Source organism: Pseudomonas lurida (assembly GCF_013522705.1).
Lineage (GTDB): Bacteria > Pseudomonadota > Gammaproteobacteria > Pseudomonadales > Pseudomonadaceae > Aquipseudomonas > Aquipseudomonas quebecensis.
Genome location: NZ_JAAMRE010000033.1, coordinates 15024 through 30427, shown reverse-complemented (window position 1 = coordinate 30427; position 15404 = coordinate 15024). Strand labels below are relative to the sequence as shown.

27 protein-coding genes are annotated in these 15404 nt (G+C 54.3%); all 27 read right to left on the bottom strand.

From position 1 onward, the window contains the following. Positions 1-76: 76 nt before the first annotated feature. Positions 77-193: a 50S ribosomal protein L36 gene (gene rpmJ, locus G7025_RS22865; protein ID WP_002555468.1), complete on the bottom strand. Its 117-nt coding sequence runs from the start codon at positions 191-193 to the stop codon at positions 77-79. Positions 194-220: 27 nt separating this feature from the next. Then, positions 221-1549 carry a preprotein translocase subunit SecY gene (gene secY / locus G7025_RS22860; RefSeq protein ID WP_003176406.1) on the bottom strand — a complete coding sequence of 443 codons (1329 nt, stop codon included), beginning with the start codon at positions 1547-1549 and terminating at the stop codon, positions 221-223. Next, positions 1550-1987, bottom strand: a complete 438-nt coding sequence (gene rplO, locus G7025_RS22855; protein ID WP_016969471.1) for a 50S ribosomal protein L15 — start codon at positions 1985-1987, stop codon at positions 1550-1552. 3 nt (positions 1988-1990) lie between these two features. Then, positions 1991-2167, bottom strand: a complete 177-nt coding sequence (gene rpmD, locus G7025_RS22850) for a 50S ribosomal protein L30 (protein ID WP_003176408.1) — start codon at positions 2165-2167, stop codon at positions 1991-1993. A gap of 2 nt (positions 2168-2169) precedes the next feature. Further along, positions 2170-2670 (bottom strand): 30S ribosomal protein S5, encoded by a 501-nt coding sequence (rpsE, locus tag G7025_RS22845; protein ID WP_010566852.1) that lies wholly within the window; start codon positions 2668-2670, stop codon positions 2170-2172. 3 nt (positions 2671-2673) lie between these two features. Next, positions 2674-3024 carry a 50S ribosomal protein L18 gene (gene rplR, locus G7025_RS22840; RefSeq protein WP_003186037.1) on the bottom strand — a complete coding sequence of 117 codons (351 nt, stop codon included), beginning with the start codon at positions 3022-3024 and terminating at the stop codon, positions 2674-2676. Between the two features lie 10 nt (positions 3025-3034). Then, positions 3035-3568 carry a 50S ribosomal protein L6 gene (gene rplF / locus G7025_RS22835; RefSeq protein ID WP_003176412.1) on the bottom strand — a complete coding sequence of 178 codons (534 nt, stop codon included), beginning with the start codon at positions 3566-3568 and terminating at the stop codon, positions 3035-3037. Between the two features lie 12 nt (positions 3569-3580). After that, positions 3581-3973: a 30S ribosomal protein S8 gene (gene rpsH / locus G7025_RS22830; RefSeq protein ID WP_010566853.1), complete on the bottom strand. Its 393-nt coding sequence runs from the start codon at positions 3971-3973 to the stop codon at positions 3581-3583. 208 nt (positions 3974-4181) lie between these two features. Next, entirely contained in the window at positions 4182-4487 is a 306-nt protein-coding gene (gene rpsN / locus G7025_RS22825; RefSeq protein WP_003176414.1) for a 30S ribosomal protein S14, read from the bottom strand. 13 nt (positions 4488-4500) lie between these two features. Continuing rightward, positions 4501-5040, bottom strand: coding sequence for a 50S ribosomal protein L5 (gene rplE, locus G7025_RS22820; RefSeq protein WP_003194642.1), 540 nt, complete (start codon positions 5038-5040; stop codon positions 4501-4503). Between the two features lie 22 nt (positions 5041-5062). After that, complete coding sequence (gene rplX / locus G7025_RS22815; RefSeq protein ID WP_007896770.1) at positions 5063-5377, bottom strand: 50S ribosomal protein L24; 315 nt, start codon at positions 5375-5377, stop codon at positions 5063-5065. Between the two features lie 11 nt (positions 5378-5388). Then, entirely contained in the window at positions 5389-5757 is a 369-nt protein-coding gene (gene rplN, locus G7025_RS22810; RefSeq protein WP_002555479.1) for a 50S ribosomal protein L14, read from the bottom strand. Between the two features lie 23 nt (positions 5758-5780). Further along, the gene (rpsQ, locus tag G7025_RS22805) at positions 5781-6047 is read right to left on the bottom strand and encodes a 30S ribosomal protein S17 (protein WP_003176419.1); all 267 of its coding nucleotides are present in this window, start codon (positions 6045-6047) and stop codon (positions 5781-5783) included. 2 nt (positions 6048-6049) lie between these two features. Continuing rightward, entirely contained in the window at positions 6050-6241 is a 192-nt protein-coding gene (rpmC, locus tag G7025_RS22800; RefSeq protein WP_002555481.1) for a 50S ribosomal protein L29, read from the bottom strand. Next, complete coding sequence (gene rplP, locus G7025_RS22795) at positions 6241-6654, bottom strand: 50S ribosomal protein L16 (RefSeq protein WP_003176421.1); 414 nt, start codon at positions 6652-6654, stop codon at positions 6241-6243. The genes rpmC and rplP overlap by 1 nt, the downstream gene beginning before the upstream one ends. A gap of 12 nt (positions 6655-6666) precedes the next feature. After that, on the bottom strand, positions 6667-7353 hold the full coding sequence (rpsC, locus tag G7025_RS22790) for a 30S ribosomal protein S3 (protein WP_003176422.1): 687 nt from the start codon (positions 7351-7353) through the stop codon (positions 6667-6669). Between the two features lie 13 nt (positions 7354-7366). Continuing rightward, entirely contained in the window at positions 7367-7699 is a 333-nt protein-coding gene (gene rplV, locus G7025_RS22785) for a 50S ribosomal protein L22 (RefSeq protein WP_003103908.1), read from the bottom strand. 11 nt (positions 7700-7710) lie between these two features. Further along, a complete protein-coding gene (rpsS, locus tag G7025_RS22780) occupies positions 7711-7986 on the bottom strand; it encodes a 30S ribosomal protein S19 (protein ID WP_002555486.1) in 276 nt (91 codons plus the stop codon). Positions 7987-8002: 16 nt separating this feature from the next. Next, positions 8003-8827, bottom strand: coding sequence for a 50S ribosomal protein L2 (gene rplB / locus G7025_RS22775; protein ID WP_003186055.1), 825 nt, complete (start codon positions 8825-8827; stop codon positions 8003-8005). A gap of 14 nt (positions 8828-8841) precedes the next feature. Beyond that, on the bottom strand, positions 8842-9141 hold the full coding sequence (rplW, locus tag G7025_RS22770) for a 50S ribosomal protein L23 (RefSeq protein WP_002555488.1): 300 nt from the start codon (positions 9139-9141) through the stop codon (positions 8842-8844). After that, complete coding sequence (gene rplD / locus G7025_RS22765; RefSeq protein ID WP_003176424.1) at positions 9138-9740, bottom strand: 50S ribosomal protein L4; 603 nt, start codon at positions 9738-9740, stop codon at positions 9138-9140. Before rplD ends, rplW begins: the two co-directional genes overlap by 4 nt. A 12-nt stretch (positions 9741-9752) precedes the next feature. Then, a complete protein-coding gene (gene rplC / locus G7025_RS22760) occupies positions 9753-10388 on the bottom strand; it encodes a 50S ribosomal protein L3 (protein WP_003194649.1) in 636 nt (211 codons plus the stop codon). Between the two features lie 81 nt (positions 10389-10469). After that, positions 10470-10781: a 30S ribosomal protein S10 gene (gene rpsJ, locus G7025_RS22755; protein WP_003186070.1), complete on the bottom strand. Its 312-nt coding sequence runs from the start codon at positions 10779-10781 to the stop codon at positions 10470-10472. A 157-nt stretch (positions 10782-10938) separates the two neighbouring features. Next, a complete protein-coding gene (gene tuf, locus G7025_RS22750) occupies positions 10939-12132 on the bottom strand; it encodes an elongation factor Tu (protein ID WP_008374172.1) in 1194 nt (397 codons plus the stop codon). 30 nt (positions 12133-12162) lie between these two features. Further along, positions 12163-14268 carry an elongation factor G gene (gene fusA, locus G7025_RS22745; protein WP_065909927.1) on the bottom strand — a complete coding sequence of 702 codons (2106 nt, stop codon included), beginning with the start codon at positions 14266-14268 and terminating at the stop codon, positions 12163-12165. Positions 14269-14298: 30 nt separating this feature from the next. Next, positions 14299-14769: a 30S ribosomal protein S7 gene (gene rpsG, locus G7025_RS22740; protein ID WP_002555493.1), complete on the bottom strand. Its 471-nt coding sequence runs from the start codon at positions 14767-14769 to the stop codon at positions 14299-14301. Between the two features lie 118 nt (positions 14770-14887). Continuing rightward, positions 14888-15259, bottom strand: coding sequence for a 30S ribosomal protein S12 (gene rpsL, locus G7025_RS22735; protein ID WP_002555494.1), 372 nt, complete (start codon positions 15257-15259; stop codon positions 14888-14890). Positions 15260-15404: the final 145 nt, after the last annotated feature.

Genomic DNA, 15404 nt, shown 5'->3' with positions numbered 1-15404 from the left:
CGCGAGATAATATCGCTGTAATAACAAATAATCAACCCGGCAGCGCACTAGCTGCCGGGCTTCAAGCGGATCACACTCAGCCTTGGCGCTGTTTGTGACGCGGTTCCGCGCTGCAAATTACTCGAACAACACCTTCGCGGCGAATAATCTTGCAGTTACGGCACAGCTTTTTCACCGATGCACGAACTTTCATCACCAACTCCTCGAACCTTATGGGTACTCAGCGCAACATGCCGCTGCCGTAACCCTTCAGGTTGGCTTTCTTCATCAGGGATTCGTACTGGTGCGAAACGAGGTGCGATTGTACTTGGGACATGAAGTCCATCACAACCACGACCACGATCAGCAACGAGGTCCCGCCAAGGTAGAACGGAACGTTTGCTGCAACCACCAGGAACTGGGGCAACAGGCACACGGCCGTCATATATAGAGCACCGAACAGGGTCAAGCGAGTCAAAACGCCATCAATGTAGCGCGCAGACTGCTCACCTGGACGGATGCCCGGAATAAAGGCACCGGACTTCTTCAGGTTTTCCGCTACGTCTTTCGGATTGAACATCAACGCCGTATAGAAGAAGCAGAAGAAAATAATCCCTGCACTAAACAGCAGAATATTCAACGGCTGACCAGGAGCGATCGACTGAGAGAGGTCCTGTAGCCAGCCCATATTTTCAGACTGACCAAACCAGGTACCCAACGAAGCCGGAAACAGCAGAATGCTGCTCGCGAAAATTGCCGGAATAACACCGGCCATATTCACTTTCAGCGGCAAGTGGCTGGTCTGCGCAGCAAAGACCTTACGGCCCTGCTGACGCTTGGCGTAGTGAACAGCAATACGACGCTGACCACGCTCAATGAACACCACAAAACCGATAATCGCTACTGCCAGCAAACCGATGGCAACCAAGGCGAAGATATTGATATCACCCTGACGTGCAGACTCGAAAGACTGCCCAATCGCTCTCGGAAGACCGGCGACGATACCTGCGAAAATCAACATCGAGATACCGTTACCAACACCACGCTCAGTAATCTGCTCACCCAGCCACATCATGAACATTGCGCCAGCCACAAAAGTGGATACCGCAACGAAATGGAAGCCAAAGTCACCAGTGAACGCAACACCCTGCCCCGCCAGGCCAACGGACATGCCGATAGCTTGAACAAGGGCAAGGATAACAGTGCCGTAGCGGGTGTACTGGCTAATCTTGCGACGGCCAGCTTCACCTTCCTTCTTCAACTGCTCCAGCTGCGGGCTGACGGCGGTCATCAGTTGCATGATGATCGATGCCGAAATATACGGCATGATCCCCAGCGCAAAGATGCTCATCCGTTCCAGCGCGCCGCCGGAAAACATGTTGAACAAGCTAAGAATGGTCCCCTCATTCTGTCGAAACAGGTCTGCGAGTCGGTCCGGGTTGATACCTGGAACCGGGATGTGTGCGCCTATTCGGTAGACGATAATCGCCAGGAACAGAAAACGCAGACGAGCCCAGAGTTCAGACATACCGCCTTTGCCGAGCGCTGAGAGAGCACCTTGCTTAGCCATTTATTCCTCGAACTTGCCGCCAGCTGCTTCGATAGCCGAACGCGCACCTTTGGTGGCGCCGATTCCCTTGCCGATAGTGACAGCGCGAGTCACTTCACCGGACAGCATGATTTTCACACGCTGTACGTTGACGTTGATCACGTTGGCATCTTTCAGGGTCTGCAGAGTAACGATGTCGCCTTCCACTTTAGCCAGCTCGGACAGACGCACTTCTGCGCGATCCATAGCTTTCAGGGATACGAAACCGAACTTAGGCAGGCGACGATGCAGCGGCTGTTGACCGCCTTCAAAGCCTGGAGCGATGGTGCCACCGGAGCGGGAGGTTTGACCTTTGTGGCCACGGCCACCAGTCTTACCCAAACCGCTACCGATACCACGGCCCGGACGATGCTTTTCGCGACGGGAACCCGGCGCTGGACTCAGATCATTGAGTTTCATCGATTAACCCTCGACACGCAGCATGTAGTAAGCCTTGTTGATCATCCCGCGATTCTCGGGAGTATCCTGGACTTCTACAGTGTGACCGATGCGACGCAGACCCAGACCCTTAACACACAGTTTGTGGTTAGGGATGCGGCCGGTCATGCTTTTGATCAGCGTTACTTTAACGGTAGCCATGATCAGAAAATCTCCTGGACGCTTTTGCCACGCTTGGCGGCAATGGATTCAGGGGACTGCATAGCTTTCAAACCTTTGAAAGTGGCGTGAACCACGTTTACCGGGTTAGTCGAGCCGTAGCACTTGGCCAGAACGTTCTGAACGCCAGCAACTTCGAGGACCGCACGCATAGCGCCGCCAGCGATGATACCGGTACCTTCAGAAGCAGGCTGCATGTACACCTTCGAAGCGCCATGGGCGGACTTCATGGCGTATTGCAGGGTGGTGCCGTTCAGATCAACTTGGATCATGTTGCGACGAGCAGCTTCCATTGCCTTCTGGATCGCAGCAGGCACTTCACGCGACTTGCCACGGCCGAAGCCAACACGCCCTTTACCATCACCAACCACGGTCAACGCGGTGAAAGTGAAGATACGGCCGCCTTTAACGGTTTTGGCTACGCGGTTAACTTGAACCAGCTTCTCAATGTAGCCTTCGTCGCGCTTTTGGTCGTTATTTGACATAACTTAGAACTCCAGCCCAGCTTCACGAGCAGCATCAGCCAACGCTTTAACGCGGCCGTGGTACTTGAAGCCAGAGCGGTCGAAAGCCACTTGCGAGACGCCAGCGGCCTTAGCACGCGTAGCGACCAGCTGGCCAACCTTTGTGGCCGCGTCGATGTTGCCAGTGGCACCATCACGCAGTTCTTTATCCAAAGTCGAGGCGCTTGCCAGGACTTTGTTGCCGTCGGCCGAGATGACCTGGGCGTAGATGTGCTGCGACGAGCGGAACACGCAGAGACGCACGACTTCGAGTTCGTGCATTTTCAGGCGTGCTTTGCGAGCGCGACGCAGTCGAGTAACTTTTTTGTCGGTCATTTGCTATGCCCTACTTCTTCTTGGCTTCTTTACGACGGACGACTTCGTCCGCGTAGCGCACACCTTTGCCTTTGTACGGCTCTGGTGGACGGAAGTCGCGGATCTCAGCAGCCACTTGACCTACCAGTTGCTTATCGATGCCCTTGATCAGGATATCGGTCTGGCTAGGAGTCTCAGCGGTGATGCCTTCCGGCAGTTCGTAATCCACTGGGTGCGAGAAGCCAAGGGCCAGGTTCAAAACCGTGCCTTTTGCTTGCGCTTTGTAACCAACACCGACCAGCTGGAGCTTACGCTCGAAGCCTTGGCTTACGCCTTGGACCATGTTGTTTACCAACGCACGCGTGGTACCGGCCATTGCGCGAGTTTGTTGATCGCCATTGCGAGCAGCGAAACGCAGCTCACCAGCCTCTTCAACGATCTCAACGGACGAATGGATGTTCAGTTCAAGAGTGCCCTTGGCACCCTTCACCGAAAGCTGTTGGCCTGCGAATTTGACTTCGACACCGGCTGGCAGCTTAACGGGGTTCTTAGCGACGCGAGACATGCTTATCCCCCCTTAGAACACAGTGCAAAGAACTTCGCCGCCGACACCGGCAGCGCGCGCAGCACGATCCGTCATCACACCTTTGTTGGTGGAGACGATAGACACGCCCAGACCGCCACGAACTTTCGGCAGATCTTCAGCGGACTTGTACTGACGCAGGCCTGGACGGCTAACGCGCTTCACTTCCTCGATGACCGAACGGCCTTCGAAGTACTTCAGCTCGATGGACAGCAGTGGCTTGGTTTCGCTGCTGATCTGATAACCCGCAATGTAGCCTTCGTCTTTCAGGACTTTGGCAACAGCTACCTTCAACTTGGAAGATGGCATGCTTACGACGGACTTTTCAGCCATCTGGGCATTACGGATACGAGTTAGCATGTCCGCTAACGGGTCCTGCATACTCATGGGCTAGACGCTCCTAATACAAAAAAATTAGCCTTGCGGCTACATATGTCGCCGAGAATCTCCGAGCATAGAAAACACGGGCTCAGGCGAGCCGGGTATTCTAGACACACTCCGGAAATGAAACAAGCCCCAAAAGGGGCTTGTTCCAGATTCAAGGTCACCGGCGGTCAGTATCTTGCGACACCAATCGCCTGGACTCTGAAAGTACTTACCAGCTGGCTTTAACCAGACCTGGTACGTCGCCACGCATTGCCGCTTCACGCAGTTTGTTACGGCCGAGGCCGAACTTGCGGTAAACGCCGTGTGGACGACCGGTCAGGCGGCAGCGGTTACGCATGCGCGAAGCGCTTGCGTCACGTGGCTGCTTCTGCAGGGCAACTGTAGCTTCCCAACGCGCTTCTGGACTTGCGTTCAGATCAACGATGATCGCTTTCAGTGCTGCACGCTTCTTGGCGTACTTGGCAACCGTGAGCTGACGCTTCAGCTCGCGGTTTTTCATGCTCATCTTGGCCATGGTCCTACTCCAATCAGTTGCGGAACGGGAATTTGAAAGCACGCAGCAGGGCGCGACCTTCATCATCGTTCTTGGCAGTGGTGGTCAGGGTGATGTCCAGACCGCGGAGAGCATCGATCTTGTCGTAGTCGATTTCCGGGAAGATGATCTGCTCTTTCACGCCCATGCTGTAGTTACCACGACCATCGAAGGACTTGGCATTCAGGCCGCGGAAGTCGCGGACCCGAGGCAGGGAGATCGACAGCAGACGATCCAGGAATTCGTACATACGCTCACGGCGCAGAGTTACCTTGACGCCGATCGGCCAACCTTCACGGACTTTAAAGCCAGCGATGGATTTGCGAGCGTAGGTCACGACGACTTTTTGGCCGGTGATCTTTTCCAGGTCAGCAACAGCGTGCTCGATGACTTTTTTGTCGCCGATCGCTTCGCCCAGACCCATGTTCAGGGTGATTTTGGTAACGCGCGGAACTTCCATCACGTTCCCGAGCTTAAGTTCTTCCTTAAGCTTGGGGGCGATTTCCTTCCGGTAAATCTCTTGTAGTCGTGCCATGGTCTTATCTACCTAGCAGTGTTCAAGCATCAACCGCTTTTTGGGTCGACTTGAAGACACGAATTTTCTTACCATCTTCTACTTTGAAACCAACACGATCAGCCTTGTTGGTTTCGCCGTTGAAGATGGCGACGTTAGAAGCGTGCAATGGCGCTTCTTTCTCGACGATACCGCCCTGTACGCCCGACATCGGGTTAGGCTTGGTATGACGCTTGACCAGGTTCAAACCACCAACGACCAGACGGTCGTCAGCGAGAACCTTCAGCACCTTACCGCGCTTACCTTTGTCTTTGCCGGCGATCACGATGATCTCGTCGTCACGACGAATCTTTTGCATGTCGGATCTCCTTACAGCACTTCTGGGGCGAGCGAGACGATCTTCATGAACTTCTCAGTACGAAGTTCACGGGTCACTGGCCCAAAGATACGGGTGCCGATCGGCTCTTGCTTGTTGTTCAGAAGAACAGCAGCGTTGCCATCAAAGCGGATAATGGAGCCATCTGCACGGCGTACGCCGTGACGAGTGCGGACTACAACAGCAGTCATCACTTGGCCTTTTTTCACCTTACCGCGAGGAATTGCTTCCTTCACGGTAACTTTGATGATGTCACCGATACCAGCGTAACGACGATGGGAGCCACCCAGCACCTTGATGCACATAACACGGCGAGCGCCGCTGTTATCGGCCACATCGAGCATGGATTGAGTCTGAATCATATAATTTCTCCGACCCCTAGTCCTTAGACTTCCACAGCGCGTTCGAGAACATCAACCAGTGCCCAAGACTTGGTCTTGGCCAGCGGACGAGTTTCACGAATAGTGACTTTGTCGCCGATGTGGCACTGATTGGTTTCGTCGTGCGCGTGCAGCTTAGTCGAACGCTTAACATATTTACCGTAGATCGGGTGCTTAACGCGACGCTCGATCAAAACGGTGATGGTTTTGTCCATCTTGTCGCTGACAACACGGCCAGTCAGCGTACGGACAGTCTTTTCGGCTTCAGCCATGATCACTTACCTGCCTGCTGGTTGAGCACAGTCTTCACGCGAGCGATGTCACGCTTAACTTGCGAGAGCAGATGAGACTGCCCCAACTGGCCAGTTGCTTTCTGCATGCGCAGATTGAACTGGTCGCGCAGCAAGCCGAGCAGTTGCTCGTTCAGCTGCTGTGCGGATTTTTCACGAAGTTCATTCGCTTTCATCACATCACCGTCCGTTTAACAAAGGAGGTGGCGAGCGGCAGCTTTGCAGCAGCCAGGGCGAAAGCCTCACGCGCCAGCTCTTCAGAAACACCCTCGATTTCATACAGGACTTTGCCTGGCTGAATCTGGGCTACCCAGTATTCCACGTTACCCTTACCTTTACCCATCCGCACTTCGAGAGGCTTCTTGGAGATCGGCTTGTCCGGGAATACACGGATCCAGATCTTGCCGCCACGTTTTACGTGACGGGTCAGAGCACGACGCGCTGACTCGATCTGACGAGCGGTGAGACGACCACGAGCTACAGACTTCAGCGCGAACTCGCCGAAGCTGACTTTGCTACCGCGCTGAGCCAGACCACGGTTGTGGCCTGTCATCTGCTTGCGGAACTTCGTACGCTTAGGTTGCAACATTTGGCGTACCCCTTACTTAGCAGCTTTTTTACGAGGCGCTGGTGCTTGTGGTTTCAGTTCTTCTTGGCGACCACCAATTACTTCGCCTTTGAAGATCCAAACCTTTACACCGATCACACCGTAAGTGGTGTGAGCTTCGTAGTTGGCATAGTCGATGTCGGCACGCAGGGTGTGCAGTGGCACACGACCTTCGCGATACCATTCAGTACGTGCGATTTCAGCACCGCCGAGACGACCGCTCACTTGGATTTTGATGCCTTTGGCACCAATGCGCATGGCGTTCTGTACGGCGCGCTTCATAGCGCGACGGAACATTACGCGACGCTCCAGCTGCTGAGCTACGCTCTGCGCAACCAGCATACCGTCGAGCTCCGGCTTGCGGATCTCTTCGATATTGATGTGCACAGGCACACCCATTTGCTTGGTCAGGTCCTGACGCAGTTTCTCAACATCTTCACCTTTCTTCCCGATAACGATACCTGGACGAGCGGTGTGGATGGTGATACGTGCAGTTTGCGCCGGACGATGGATATCGATACGGCTTACGGACGCGCTTTTTAGTTTGTCTTGGAGATACTCACGCACCTTCAGATCAGCGAACAAGTAGTCCGCATAAGTCCGACCGTCTGCGTACCAGACGGAGGTGTGCTCCTTGACGATTCCCAGGCGAATGCCAATGGGATGTACTTTCTGACCCATCTCTTCGACTCCGTTACTTGTCAGCAACCTTGACAGTGATATGGCAAGACCGCTTGACGATGCGATCAGCACGGCCTTTGGCACGTGGCATGATTCGCTTCAGCGAACGCCCTTCGTTGACGAAAACGGTGCTGACTTTAAGGTCATCAACGTCTGCGCCTTCGTTATGCTCGGCGTTGGCTACGGCCGACTCCAGCACTTTCTTCATGATCTCGGCGGCTTTCTTACTGCTGAAAGCCAACAGGTTGAGCGCTTCGCCCACCTTCTTCCCGCGGATCTGGTCGGCGACCAAGCGGGCTTTCTGGGCGGAGATTCGAGCGCCCGACAACTTAGCGGCTACTTCCATTTCCTTACCCCTTAACGCTTGGCTTTCTTGTCTGCCACGTGCCCACGATAAGTGCGGGTACCGGCAAACTCGCCTAGTTTGTGGCCGACCATGTCTTCGTTAACGAGAACGGGGACGTGTTGACGACCGTTGTGTACTGCGATGGTCAAACCGACCATTTGTGGCAGGATCATCGAACGACGCGACCAGGTCTTAACTGGTTTGCGATCGTTCTTTTCCGCCGCCACTTCGATCTTCTTCAGTAGGTGAAGATCAATAAAAGGACCTTTTTTCAGAGAACGTGGCACTGTCGTATCCCTCTATTTACTTGCGACGACGGACGATCATTTTGTCGGTACGCTTATTACCACGAGTCTTCGCGCCCTTAGTCGGGAAGCCCCATGGCGATACCGGATGACGACCACCAGAGGTACGACCTTCACCACCACCGTGTGGGTGGTCAACCGGGTTCATGGCAACACCACGAACGGTTGGGCGAACGCCACGCCAGCGTTTGGCACCAGCTTTACCCAGCGAACGCAGGCTGTGCTCGGAGTTCGAGACTTCGCCCAGGGTCGCACGGCATTCAGCCAATACTTTACGCATCTCACCAGAACGCAGACGCAGGGTCACGTAGACACCTTCACGAGCGATCAGCTGAGCCGAAGCACCAGCGGAACGAGCGATTTGCGCGCCTTTACCTGGCTTCAATTCGATGCCGTGTACGGTGCTACCAACTGGAATGTTACGCAGCTGCAGAGCGTTGCCCGGCTTGATCGGTGCCAAAGCACCTGCGATCAGCTGGTCGCCAGCGCTCACGCCTTTAGGGGCGATGATGTAGCGACGCTCGCCATCTGCGTAAAGCAGCAGAGCGATGTGAGCAGTACGGTTTGGATCGTATTCGATACGCTCGACAGTGGCAGCGATGCCATCTTTGTCGTTGCGACGGAAGTCGACCAGACGATAATGCTGCTTATGGCCACCACCGATGTGACGAGTGGTAATACGACCATTGTTGTTACGACCACCAGACTTCGATTTCTTCTCGAGCAGCGGTGCGTGAGGAGCGCCTTTATGCAGCTCCTGGTTGACCACCTTGACCACAAAACGGCGGCCAGGGGAAGTCGGTTTGCATTTAACGATTGCCATGATGCACCCCTTCCTTACTCAGCACTGCTGCTGAAATCGAGATCTTGGCCTGGCTGAAGGGAGATAACTGCCTTCTTCCAGTCATTACGCTTGCCCAGACCGCGAGCAGTGCGCTTGCTCTTACCCAGAACATTCAGGGTAGTAACACGCTCTACTTTCACGCTGAACAGGCTTTCGACGGCCTTCTTGATTTCCAGCTTGGTTGCGTCAGTTGCAACCTTGAAAACGAACTGGCCTTTCTTGTCAGCCAGAACCGTAGCCTTTTCGGAAACGTGCGGGCCAAGCAGAACTTTAAATACGCGTTCCTGGTTCATCCCAGCAGCTCCTCGAATTTCTTCACGGCCGACACGGTGATCAACACCTTGTCGTATGCGATCAGACTAACTGGATCGGAACCTTGCACGTCACGTACATCAACGTGTGGCAGGTTGCGAGCAGCCAGGTACAGGTTCTGATCAACAGCTTCAGACACGATCAAAACGTCGGTCAGGCTCATGTTGTTCAGTTTGCCCAGCAGATCTTTGGTTTTTGGACTTTCAACAGCGAAGTCCTGAACCACGACCAGGCGATCAGTACGCACGAGTTCAGCAAGGATGGAGCGCAGAGCTGCGCGATACATCTTCTTGTTGAGCTTCTGAGAGTGATCCTGCGGACGAGCTGCAAAAGTGGTACCGCCGCCGCGCCAGATTGGGCTACGGATAGTACCGGCACGAGCACGGCCAGTACCTTTCTGACGCCAAGGGCGCTTACCGCCACCACGAACGTCGGAACGGGTCTTTTGCTGCTTGCTACCTTGACGGCCGCCGGCCATGTAGGCCACGACTGCTTGGTGAACCAGCGTCTCGTTGAATTCGCCGCCAAATGTCAGTTCGGAAACTTCGATCGCTTGAGCGTCATTTACATTTAATTGCATGTCAGCTTCCCCTTAACCGCGAGCCTTGGCCGCTGGACGTACAACCAGGTTGCCGCCAGTAGCGCCAGGAACAGCACCCTTGACCAACAACAGATTGCGTTCAGCGTCGACGCGCACTACTTCGAGGGACTGCACGGTCACGCGCTCAGCGCCCATATGACCGGACATTTTCTTGCCCTTGAATACACGACCAGGAGTCTGGCACTGGCCAATAGAGCCCGGGACGCGGTGGGAGACGGAGTTACCGTGAGTGTTGTCTTGGCCACGGAAATTCCAACGCTTGATCGTACCCTGGAAGCCTTTACCTTTGGACTGACCGGTTACATCAACCAGTTGACCAGCGGCGAAGATTTCAGCGTTGATCAGATCGCCAGCCTGGTAGTCGCCGTCTTCAAGACGGAACTCCATAACAGTGCGACCAGCTGCAACGTTTGCTTTTGCGAAGTGACCTGCTTGAGCAGCAGTCACGCGCGAAGCACGACGCTCGCCGACAGTGACTTGCACTGCACGATAGCCATCGGTTTCTTCAGTTTTGAACTGGGTGACGCGATTCGGCTCGATCTCAATGACCGTGACCGGAATGGAGACACCTTCTTCGGTGAAAATACGGGTCATACCGCATTTACGACCGACTACACCAATAGTCATGTTGTAAACCTCATGAGTGTACGGGGCTTTCACCCGCTATGGCCGCCCATTTCAGAGCGTTACACGACTAAGACCCAAGTCTTAGCCGAGGCTGATCTGTACTTCCACACCGGCCGCCAGATCGAGCTTCATAAGTGCATCAACGGTTTTATCCGTTGGCTGGACGATGTCCAGTACGCGCTTATGAGTACGGATCTCGTACTGGTCACGCGCGTCTTTGTTGACGTGCGGGGAGACCAGAACGGTGAACCGCTCTTTACGGGTAGGCAGTGGAATTGGACCACGCACTTGAGCACCAGTACGTTTCGCGGTTTCCACGATTTCCTGGGTGGATTGGTCGATCAGGCGATGGTCAAAAGCCTTCAACCTGATACGGATTTGCTGATTTTGCATTGGATTTCAGACTCCGGCTGCTATTCCCACCGAGCGCAATACGCCCGTTAAAAGGAGGCGCAATTCTATAGACGGCCCCGATAGGTGTCAACCCAATAAAAAAGCCCCCGCTGAGCGGGGGCTTTTTCAAAACATCCAAGCTAACTCAAGAAAGAGCTTACTCGATGATTTTAGCTACAACACCAGCACCAACGGTACGGCCGCCTTCACGGATAGCGAAGCGCAGACCGTCTTCCATAGCGATGGTTTTGATCAGGGTAACAGTCATTTGAATGTTATCGCCTGGCATTACCATTTCTACGCCTTCTGGCAATTCGCAGTTACCGGTCACGTCAGTAGTACGGAAGTAGAACTGTGGACGGTAGCCTTTGAAGAACGGAGTGTGACGACCGCCTTCTTCCTTGCTCAGAACGTAAACTTCTGCGGTGAACTTGGTGTGCGGCTTAACCGAACCTGGCTTAACCAGAACCTGGCCACGCTCAACGTCGTCACGCTTGGTACCACGCAGCAGAACGCCGCAGTTCTCGCCAGCACGACCTTCGTCGAGCAGCTTACGGAACATTTCAACACCGGTGCAGGTGGTGACGGTGGTGTCACGCAGACCAACGATTTCCAGTGGATCCTGAACGCGAACGATACCGCGCTCGATACGACCAGTCACAACAGTACCGCGACCGGAGATCGAGAATACGTCTTCGATTGGCATCAGGAACGGCTTGTCGGTCAGACGAACTGGTTCTGGGATGTAGGTATCCAGAGTTTCAACCAGCTTACGAACGGCAGTGGTGCCCATTTCGTTGTCGTCTTTGCCTTCCAGAGCCATACGAGCAGAACCGATGATGATCGGAGTGTCGTCGCCTGGGAAGTCGTAAGTGCTCAGCAGATCGCGCACTTCCATCTCAACCAGTTCCAGCAGCTCAGCGTCGTCTACCAGGTCAGCCTTGTTCAGGAAAACCACGATGTACGGAACGCCTACCTGACGGGACAGCAGGATGTGCTCACGGGTTTGTGGCATCGGACCATCAGCGGCCGAGCAAACCAGGATCGCGCCGTCCATCTGGGCAGCACCGGTGATCATGTTCTTCACATAGTCAGCGTGACCTGGGCAGTCAACGTGAGCGTAGTGACGAATAGTCGAGTTGTACTCAACGTGCGCGGTGTTGATGGTGATACCACGAGCTTTTTCTTCTGGAGCGCTGTCGATCTTGTCGAATTCAACTACGGCCGAACCGAAAACTTCGGAGCAGACGCGAGTCAGAGCAGCGGTCAGAGTGGTTTTACCGTGGTCAACGTGGCCGATGGTGCCAACGTTTACGTGCGGTAGGGAACGATCAAATTTTTCTTTAGCCACGACAATTAACTCCTTGCCTAAAGGACTGAATCAGCCTTGTTTTTTGGATACAGTTTCAGCGATGTGCGCCGGAGCTGTGTTGTATTTTTTGAATTCCATAGAGTAGCTTGCGCGACCCTGAGACATGGAACGAACGTCGGTCGCATAACCGAACATCTCGCCCAACGGAACCTCGGCGCGAATCACTTTGCCGGAAACCGTATCTTCCATACCCAAGATCATGCCGCGACGACGGTTAAGGTCGCCCATGACATCACCCATATAGTCTTCAGGTGTAACAACTTCTACCGCCATGATTGGCTCAAGCAACTCACCACCGCCCTTCTGGGCCAGTTGCTTGGTTGCCATGGAAGCAGCCACCTTAAACGCCATCTCGTTGGAGTCGACGTCGTGGTAAGAACCGTCAAAAACGGTTGCTTTCAGGCCGATCAGCGGATAGCCGGCAACAACACCGTTCTTCATCTGCTCCTCGATACCCTTCTGGATAGCAGGGATGTATTCCTTAGGAACAACACCACCTACTACTTCGTTCACGAATTGCAGACCTTCCTGACCTTCGTCAGCAGGAGCAAAACGGATCCAGCAGTGACCGAATTGACCACGACCGCCGGACTGACGAACGAATTTGCCTTCGATTTCACAGTTCTTCGTGATGCGCTCACGATAGGAAACCTGAGGCTTACCGATGTTGGCTTCGACGTTGAACTCACGGCGCATCCGGTCTACCAGGATGTCCAGGTGCAGCTCGCCCATGCCGGAGATGATCGTTTGACCAGTCTCTTCATCAGTCTTGACGCGGAAAGATGGATCTTCCTGAGCAAGCTTGCCCAGAGCGATACCCATTTTTTCCTGGTCATCCTTGGTCTTAGGCTCAACGGCAACCGAAATAACCGGCTCCGGGAAGTCCATGCGAACCAGGATGATTGGCTTAGCAGCGTCGCACAAAGTCTCACCAGTGGTGACGTCCTTCATGCCGATCAGGGCCGCGATGTCGCCAGCGCGTACTTCCTTGATCTCTTCGCGAGCGTTTGCGTGCATCTGCACCATACGGCCCACGCGCTCTTTCTTACCTTTAACCGAGTTGATCACGCCGTCGCCGGATGCCAACACGCCCGAGTAAACGCGGACGAAGGTCAAAGTACCCACGAATGGGTCGGTAGCGATCTTGAACGCCAGAGCCGAGAACGGCTCGCTGTCATCGGCGTGACGCTCCATCTCTTCTTCCTCGTTATCAGGGTTGGTACCCTTGATAGCAGGAATGTCGGTTGGAGCAGGCAGGTAATCGATAACGGCGTCGAGAACCAGGGGAACGCCCTTGTTCTTGAACGAAGAACCACAAACAGCCAGGACGATCTCGCCAGCAATAGTACGCTGACGCAGAGCGGCCTTGATTTCCGCGTTGGTGAGTTCTTCACCTTCGAGGTATTTGTTCATCAGCTCTTCACTGGCTTCGGCAGCAGCCTCGACCATGTTATTGCGCCATTCATCAGCCAGTTCCTGCAGTTCAGCAGGGATAGGCTTACGAACAGGAACCATGCCCTTGTCGGCATCGTTCCAGTAGACAGCTTCCATGTTGATCAGATCAATCTGACCCTGGAAGTTATCTTCGGAACCGATAGCCAACTGGATCGGCACCGGAGTGTGACCCAGACGCTGCTTGATCTGGCCGATCACGCGCAGGAAGTTGGCACCAGCACGGTCCATCTTGTTTACGTAAACAAGACGCGGCACGCCGTATTTGTTGGCTTGACGCCATACGGTTTCCGACTGAGGCTCAACACCCGAAGTACCGCAGAACACAACGACAGCGCCGTCGAGCACGCGCAGGGAACGTTCAACTTCAATGGTGAAGTCTACGTGGCCCGGGGTATCGATTACGTTGAAGCGATGCTCGTCTTTGTACTGCTTCTCGGAACCTTTCCAGAAGGCGGTAATGGCAGCAGAAGTAATGGTAATACCACGCTCCTGCTCCTGAACCATCCAGTCTGTGGTCGCGGCGCCATCATGCACCTCGCCCATTTTGTGACTTTTGCCGGTGTAAAACAGCACGCGCTCGGTGGTGGTGGTTTTACCAGCATCCACGTGAGCGACGATACCGATGTTACGGTAGCGGCTAATCGGAGTAGTACGAGCCATAAAGCCCTCGCAAAATTAGTGAAGCTAAAATTAGAAGCGGTAGTGCGAGAAAGCTTTGTTAGCTTCAGCCATACGGTGCACGTCTTCACGCTTCTTAACAGCAGCACCTTTACCTTCAGCAGCGTCCAACAGTTCGCCGGCCAAACGCAGAGCCATAGACTTCTCGCCGCGCTTACGGGCGAAGTCTACCAACCAGCGCATTGCCAGAGCGTTACGACGGGACGGACGAACTTCAACCGGAACCTGGTAAGTAGCACCGCCTACACGGCGCGACTTCACTTCGACCAGCGGAGCGATGGCGTCGAGAGCTTTCTCGAAGATTTCCAGGGGGTCGCTGTTCTTGCGTTCTTTAACCTTTTCCAGCGCGCCATAAACGATACGCTCGGCAACGGCTTTCTTGCCGCTTTCCATTACGTGGTTCATGAACTTGGCCAGAATTTGGCTTCCGTATTTTGGATCGTCAAGCACTTCGCGCTTGGCTGCTACGCGTCTTCTTGGCATGGATAAGCCCTCAAACGGTCTTCAGGTTCGCTCGGAATCGGTGCCCTTTCGGGACGCCTCCGACCTTACTCTTATCGACTCAGAAAATAAGATGATTCAGGTTTACAAAAAGCCGCTACTACTTAGGCTTCTTGGTACCGTACTTCGAACGACCCTGGTTACGACCTTTAACGCCGGAAGTATCCAAGGAACCGCGTACGGTGTGGTAACGGACACCTGGCAAGTCTTTTACACGACCGCCGCGGATCAGTACCACGCTGTGCTCTTGCAGGTTGTGGCCTTCACCGCCGATGTACGAGGAAACCTCGAAACCGTTGGTCAGACGCACACGGCATACTTTACGCAGTGCCGAGTTAGGTTTTTTCGGCGTGGTGGTATACACACGAGTGCATACGCCACGACGTTGCGGGCAGTTCTGCAGCGCAGGCACGTCGGATTTCTCGACGATACGCTTACGCGGCTGACGTACCAGCTGGTTGATAGTTGCCATCTACTAGCTCCACTGTTGTCTTGCGACGCTATTGTCTTGCAAGAAAAGCAAAATGGCAGGAACGAATTCCCGCCAAATTTAGGGGTACAAGAGTCTAAAGAGGATCTTGTCCCCAGTCAAGGCAAGGCCCCGACCTCTCCGCCCA

What these genes read in the sequence shown, in the direction of transcription:
- rpmJ (WP_002555468.1), bottom strand. Translation starts at nt 193, where the DNA reads ATGAAAGTTCGTGCATCGGTGAAAAAGCTGTGCCGTAACTGCAAGATT.
- secY (WP_003176406.1), bottom strand. Translation starts at nt 1,549, where the DNA reads ATGGCTAAGCAAGGTGCTCTCTCAGCGCTCGGCAAAGGCGGTATGTCT.
- rplO (WP_016969471.1), bottom strand. Translation starts at nt 1,987, where the DNA reads ATGAAACTCAATGATCTGAGTCCAGCGCCGGGTTCCCGTCGCGAAAAG.
- rpmD (WP_003176408.1), bottom strand. Translation starts at nt 2,167, where the DNA reads ATGGCTACCGTTAAAGTAACGCTGATCAAAAGCATGACCGGCCGCATC.
- rpsE (WP_010566852.1), bottom strand. Translation starts at nt 2,670, where the DNA reads ATGTCAAATAACGACCAAAAGCGCGACGAAGGCTACATTGAGAAGCTG.
- rplR (WP_003186037.1), bottom strand. Translation starts at nt 3,024, where the DNA reads ATGACCGACAAAAAAGTTACTCGACTGCGTCGCGCTCGCAAAGCACGC.
- rplF (WP_003176412.1), bottom strand. Translation starts at nt 3,568, where the DNA reads ATGTCTCGCGTCGCTAAGAACCCCGTTAAGCTGCCAGCCGGTGTCGAA.
- rpsH (WP_010566853.1), bottom strand. Translation starts at nt 3,973, where the DNA reads ATGAGTATGCAGGACCCGTTAGCGGACATGCTAACTCGTATCCGTAAT.
- rpsN (WP_003176414.1), bottom strand. Translation starts at nt 4,487, where the DNA reads ATGGCCAAGATGAGCATGAAAAACCGCGAGCTGAAGCGTCAGCTCACG.
- rplE (WP_003194642.1), bottom strand. Translation starts at nt 5,040, where the DNA reads ATGGCACGACTACAAGAGATTTACCGGAAGGAAATCGCCCCCAAGCTT.
- rplX (WP_007896770.1), bottom strand. Translation starts at nt 5,377, where the DNA reads ATGCAAAAGATTCGTCGTGACGACGAGATCATCGTGATCGCCGGCAAA.
- rplN (WP_002555479.1), bottom strand. Translation starts at nt 5,757, where the DNA reads ATGATTCAGACTCAATCCATGCTCGATGTGGCCGATAACAGCGGCGCT.
- rpsQ (WP_003176419.1), bottom strand. Translation starts at nt 6,047, where the DNA reads ATGGCTGAAGCCGAAAAGACTGTCCGTACGCTGACTGGCCGTGTTGTC.
- rpmC (WP_002555481.1), bottom strand. Translation starts at nt 6,241, where the DNA reads ATGAAAGCGAATGAACTTCGTGAAAAATCCGCACAGCAGCTGAACGAG.
- rplP (WP_003176421.1), bottom strand. Translation starts at nt 6,654, where the DNA reads ATGTTGCAACCTAAGCGTACGAAGTTCCGCAAGCAGATGACAGGCCAC.
- rpsC (WP_003176422.1), bottom strand. Translation starts at nt 7,353, where the DNA reads ATGGGTCAGAAAGTACATCCCATTGGCATTCGCCTGGGAATCGTCAAG.
- rplV (WP_003103908.1), bottom strand. Translation starts at nt 7,699, where the DNA reads ATGGAAGTAGCCGCTAAGTTGTCGGGCGCTCGAATCTCCGCCCAGAAA.
- rplB (WP_003186055.1), bottom strand. Translation starts at nt 8,827, where the DNA reads ATGGCAATCGTTAAATGCAAACCGACTTCCCCTGGCCGCCGTTTTGTG.
- rplW (WP_002555488.1), bottom strand. Translation starts at nt 9,141, where the DNA reads ATGAACCAGGAACGCGTATTTAAAGTTCTGCTTGGCCCGCACGTTTCC.
- rplD (WP_003176424.1), bottom strand. Translation starts at nt 9,740, where the DNA reads ATGCAATTAAATGTAAATGACGCTCAAGCGATCGAAGTTTCCGAACTG.
- rplC (WP_003194649.1), bottom strand. Translation starts at nt 10,388, where the DNA reads ATGACTATTGGTGTAGTCGGTCGTAAATGCGGTATGACCCGTATTTTC.
- rpsJ (WP_003186070.1), bottom strand. Translation starts at nt 10,781, where the DNA reads ATGCAAAATCAGCAAATCCGTATCAGGTTGAAGGCTTTTGACCATCGC.
- fusA (WP_065909927.1), bottom strand. Translation starts at nt 14,268, where the DNA reads ATGGCTCGTACTACTCCGATTAGCCGCTACCGTAACATCGGTATCGTC.
- rpsG (WP_002555493.1), bottom strand. Translation starts at nt 14,769, where the DNA reads ATGCCAAGAAGACGCGTAGCAGCCAAGCGCGAAGTGCTTGACGATCCA.
- rpsL (WP_002555494.1), bottom strand. Translation starts at nt 15,259, where the DNA reads ATGGCAACTATCAACCAGCTGGTACGTCAGCCGCGTAAGCGTATCGTC.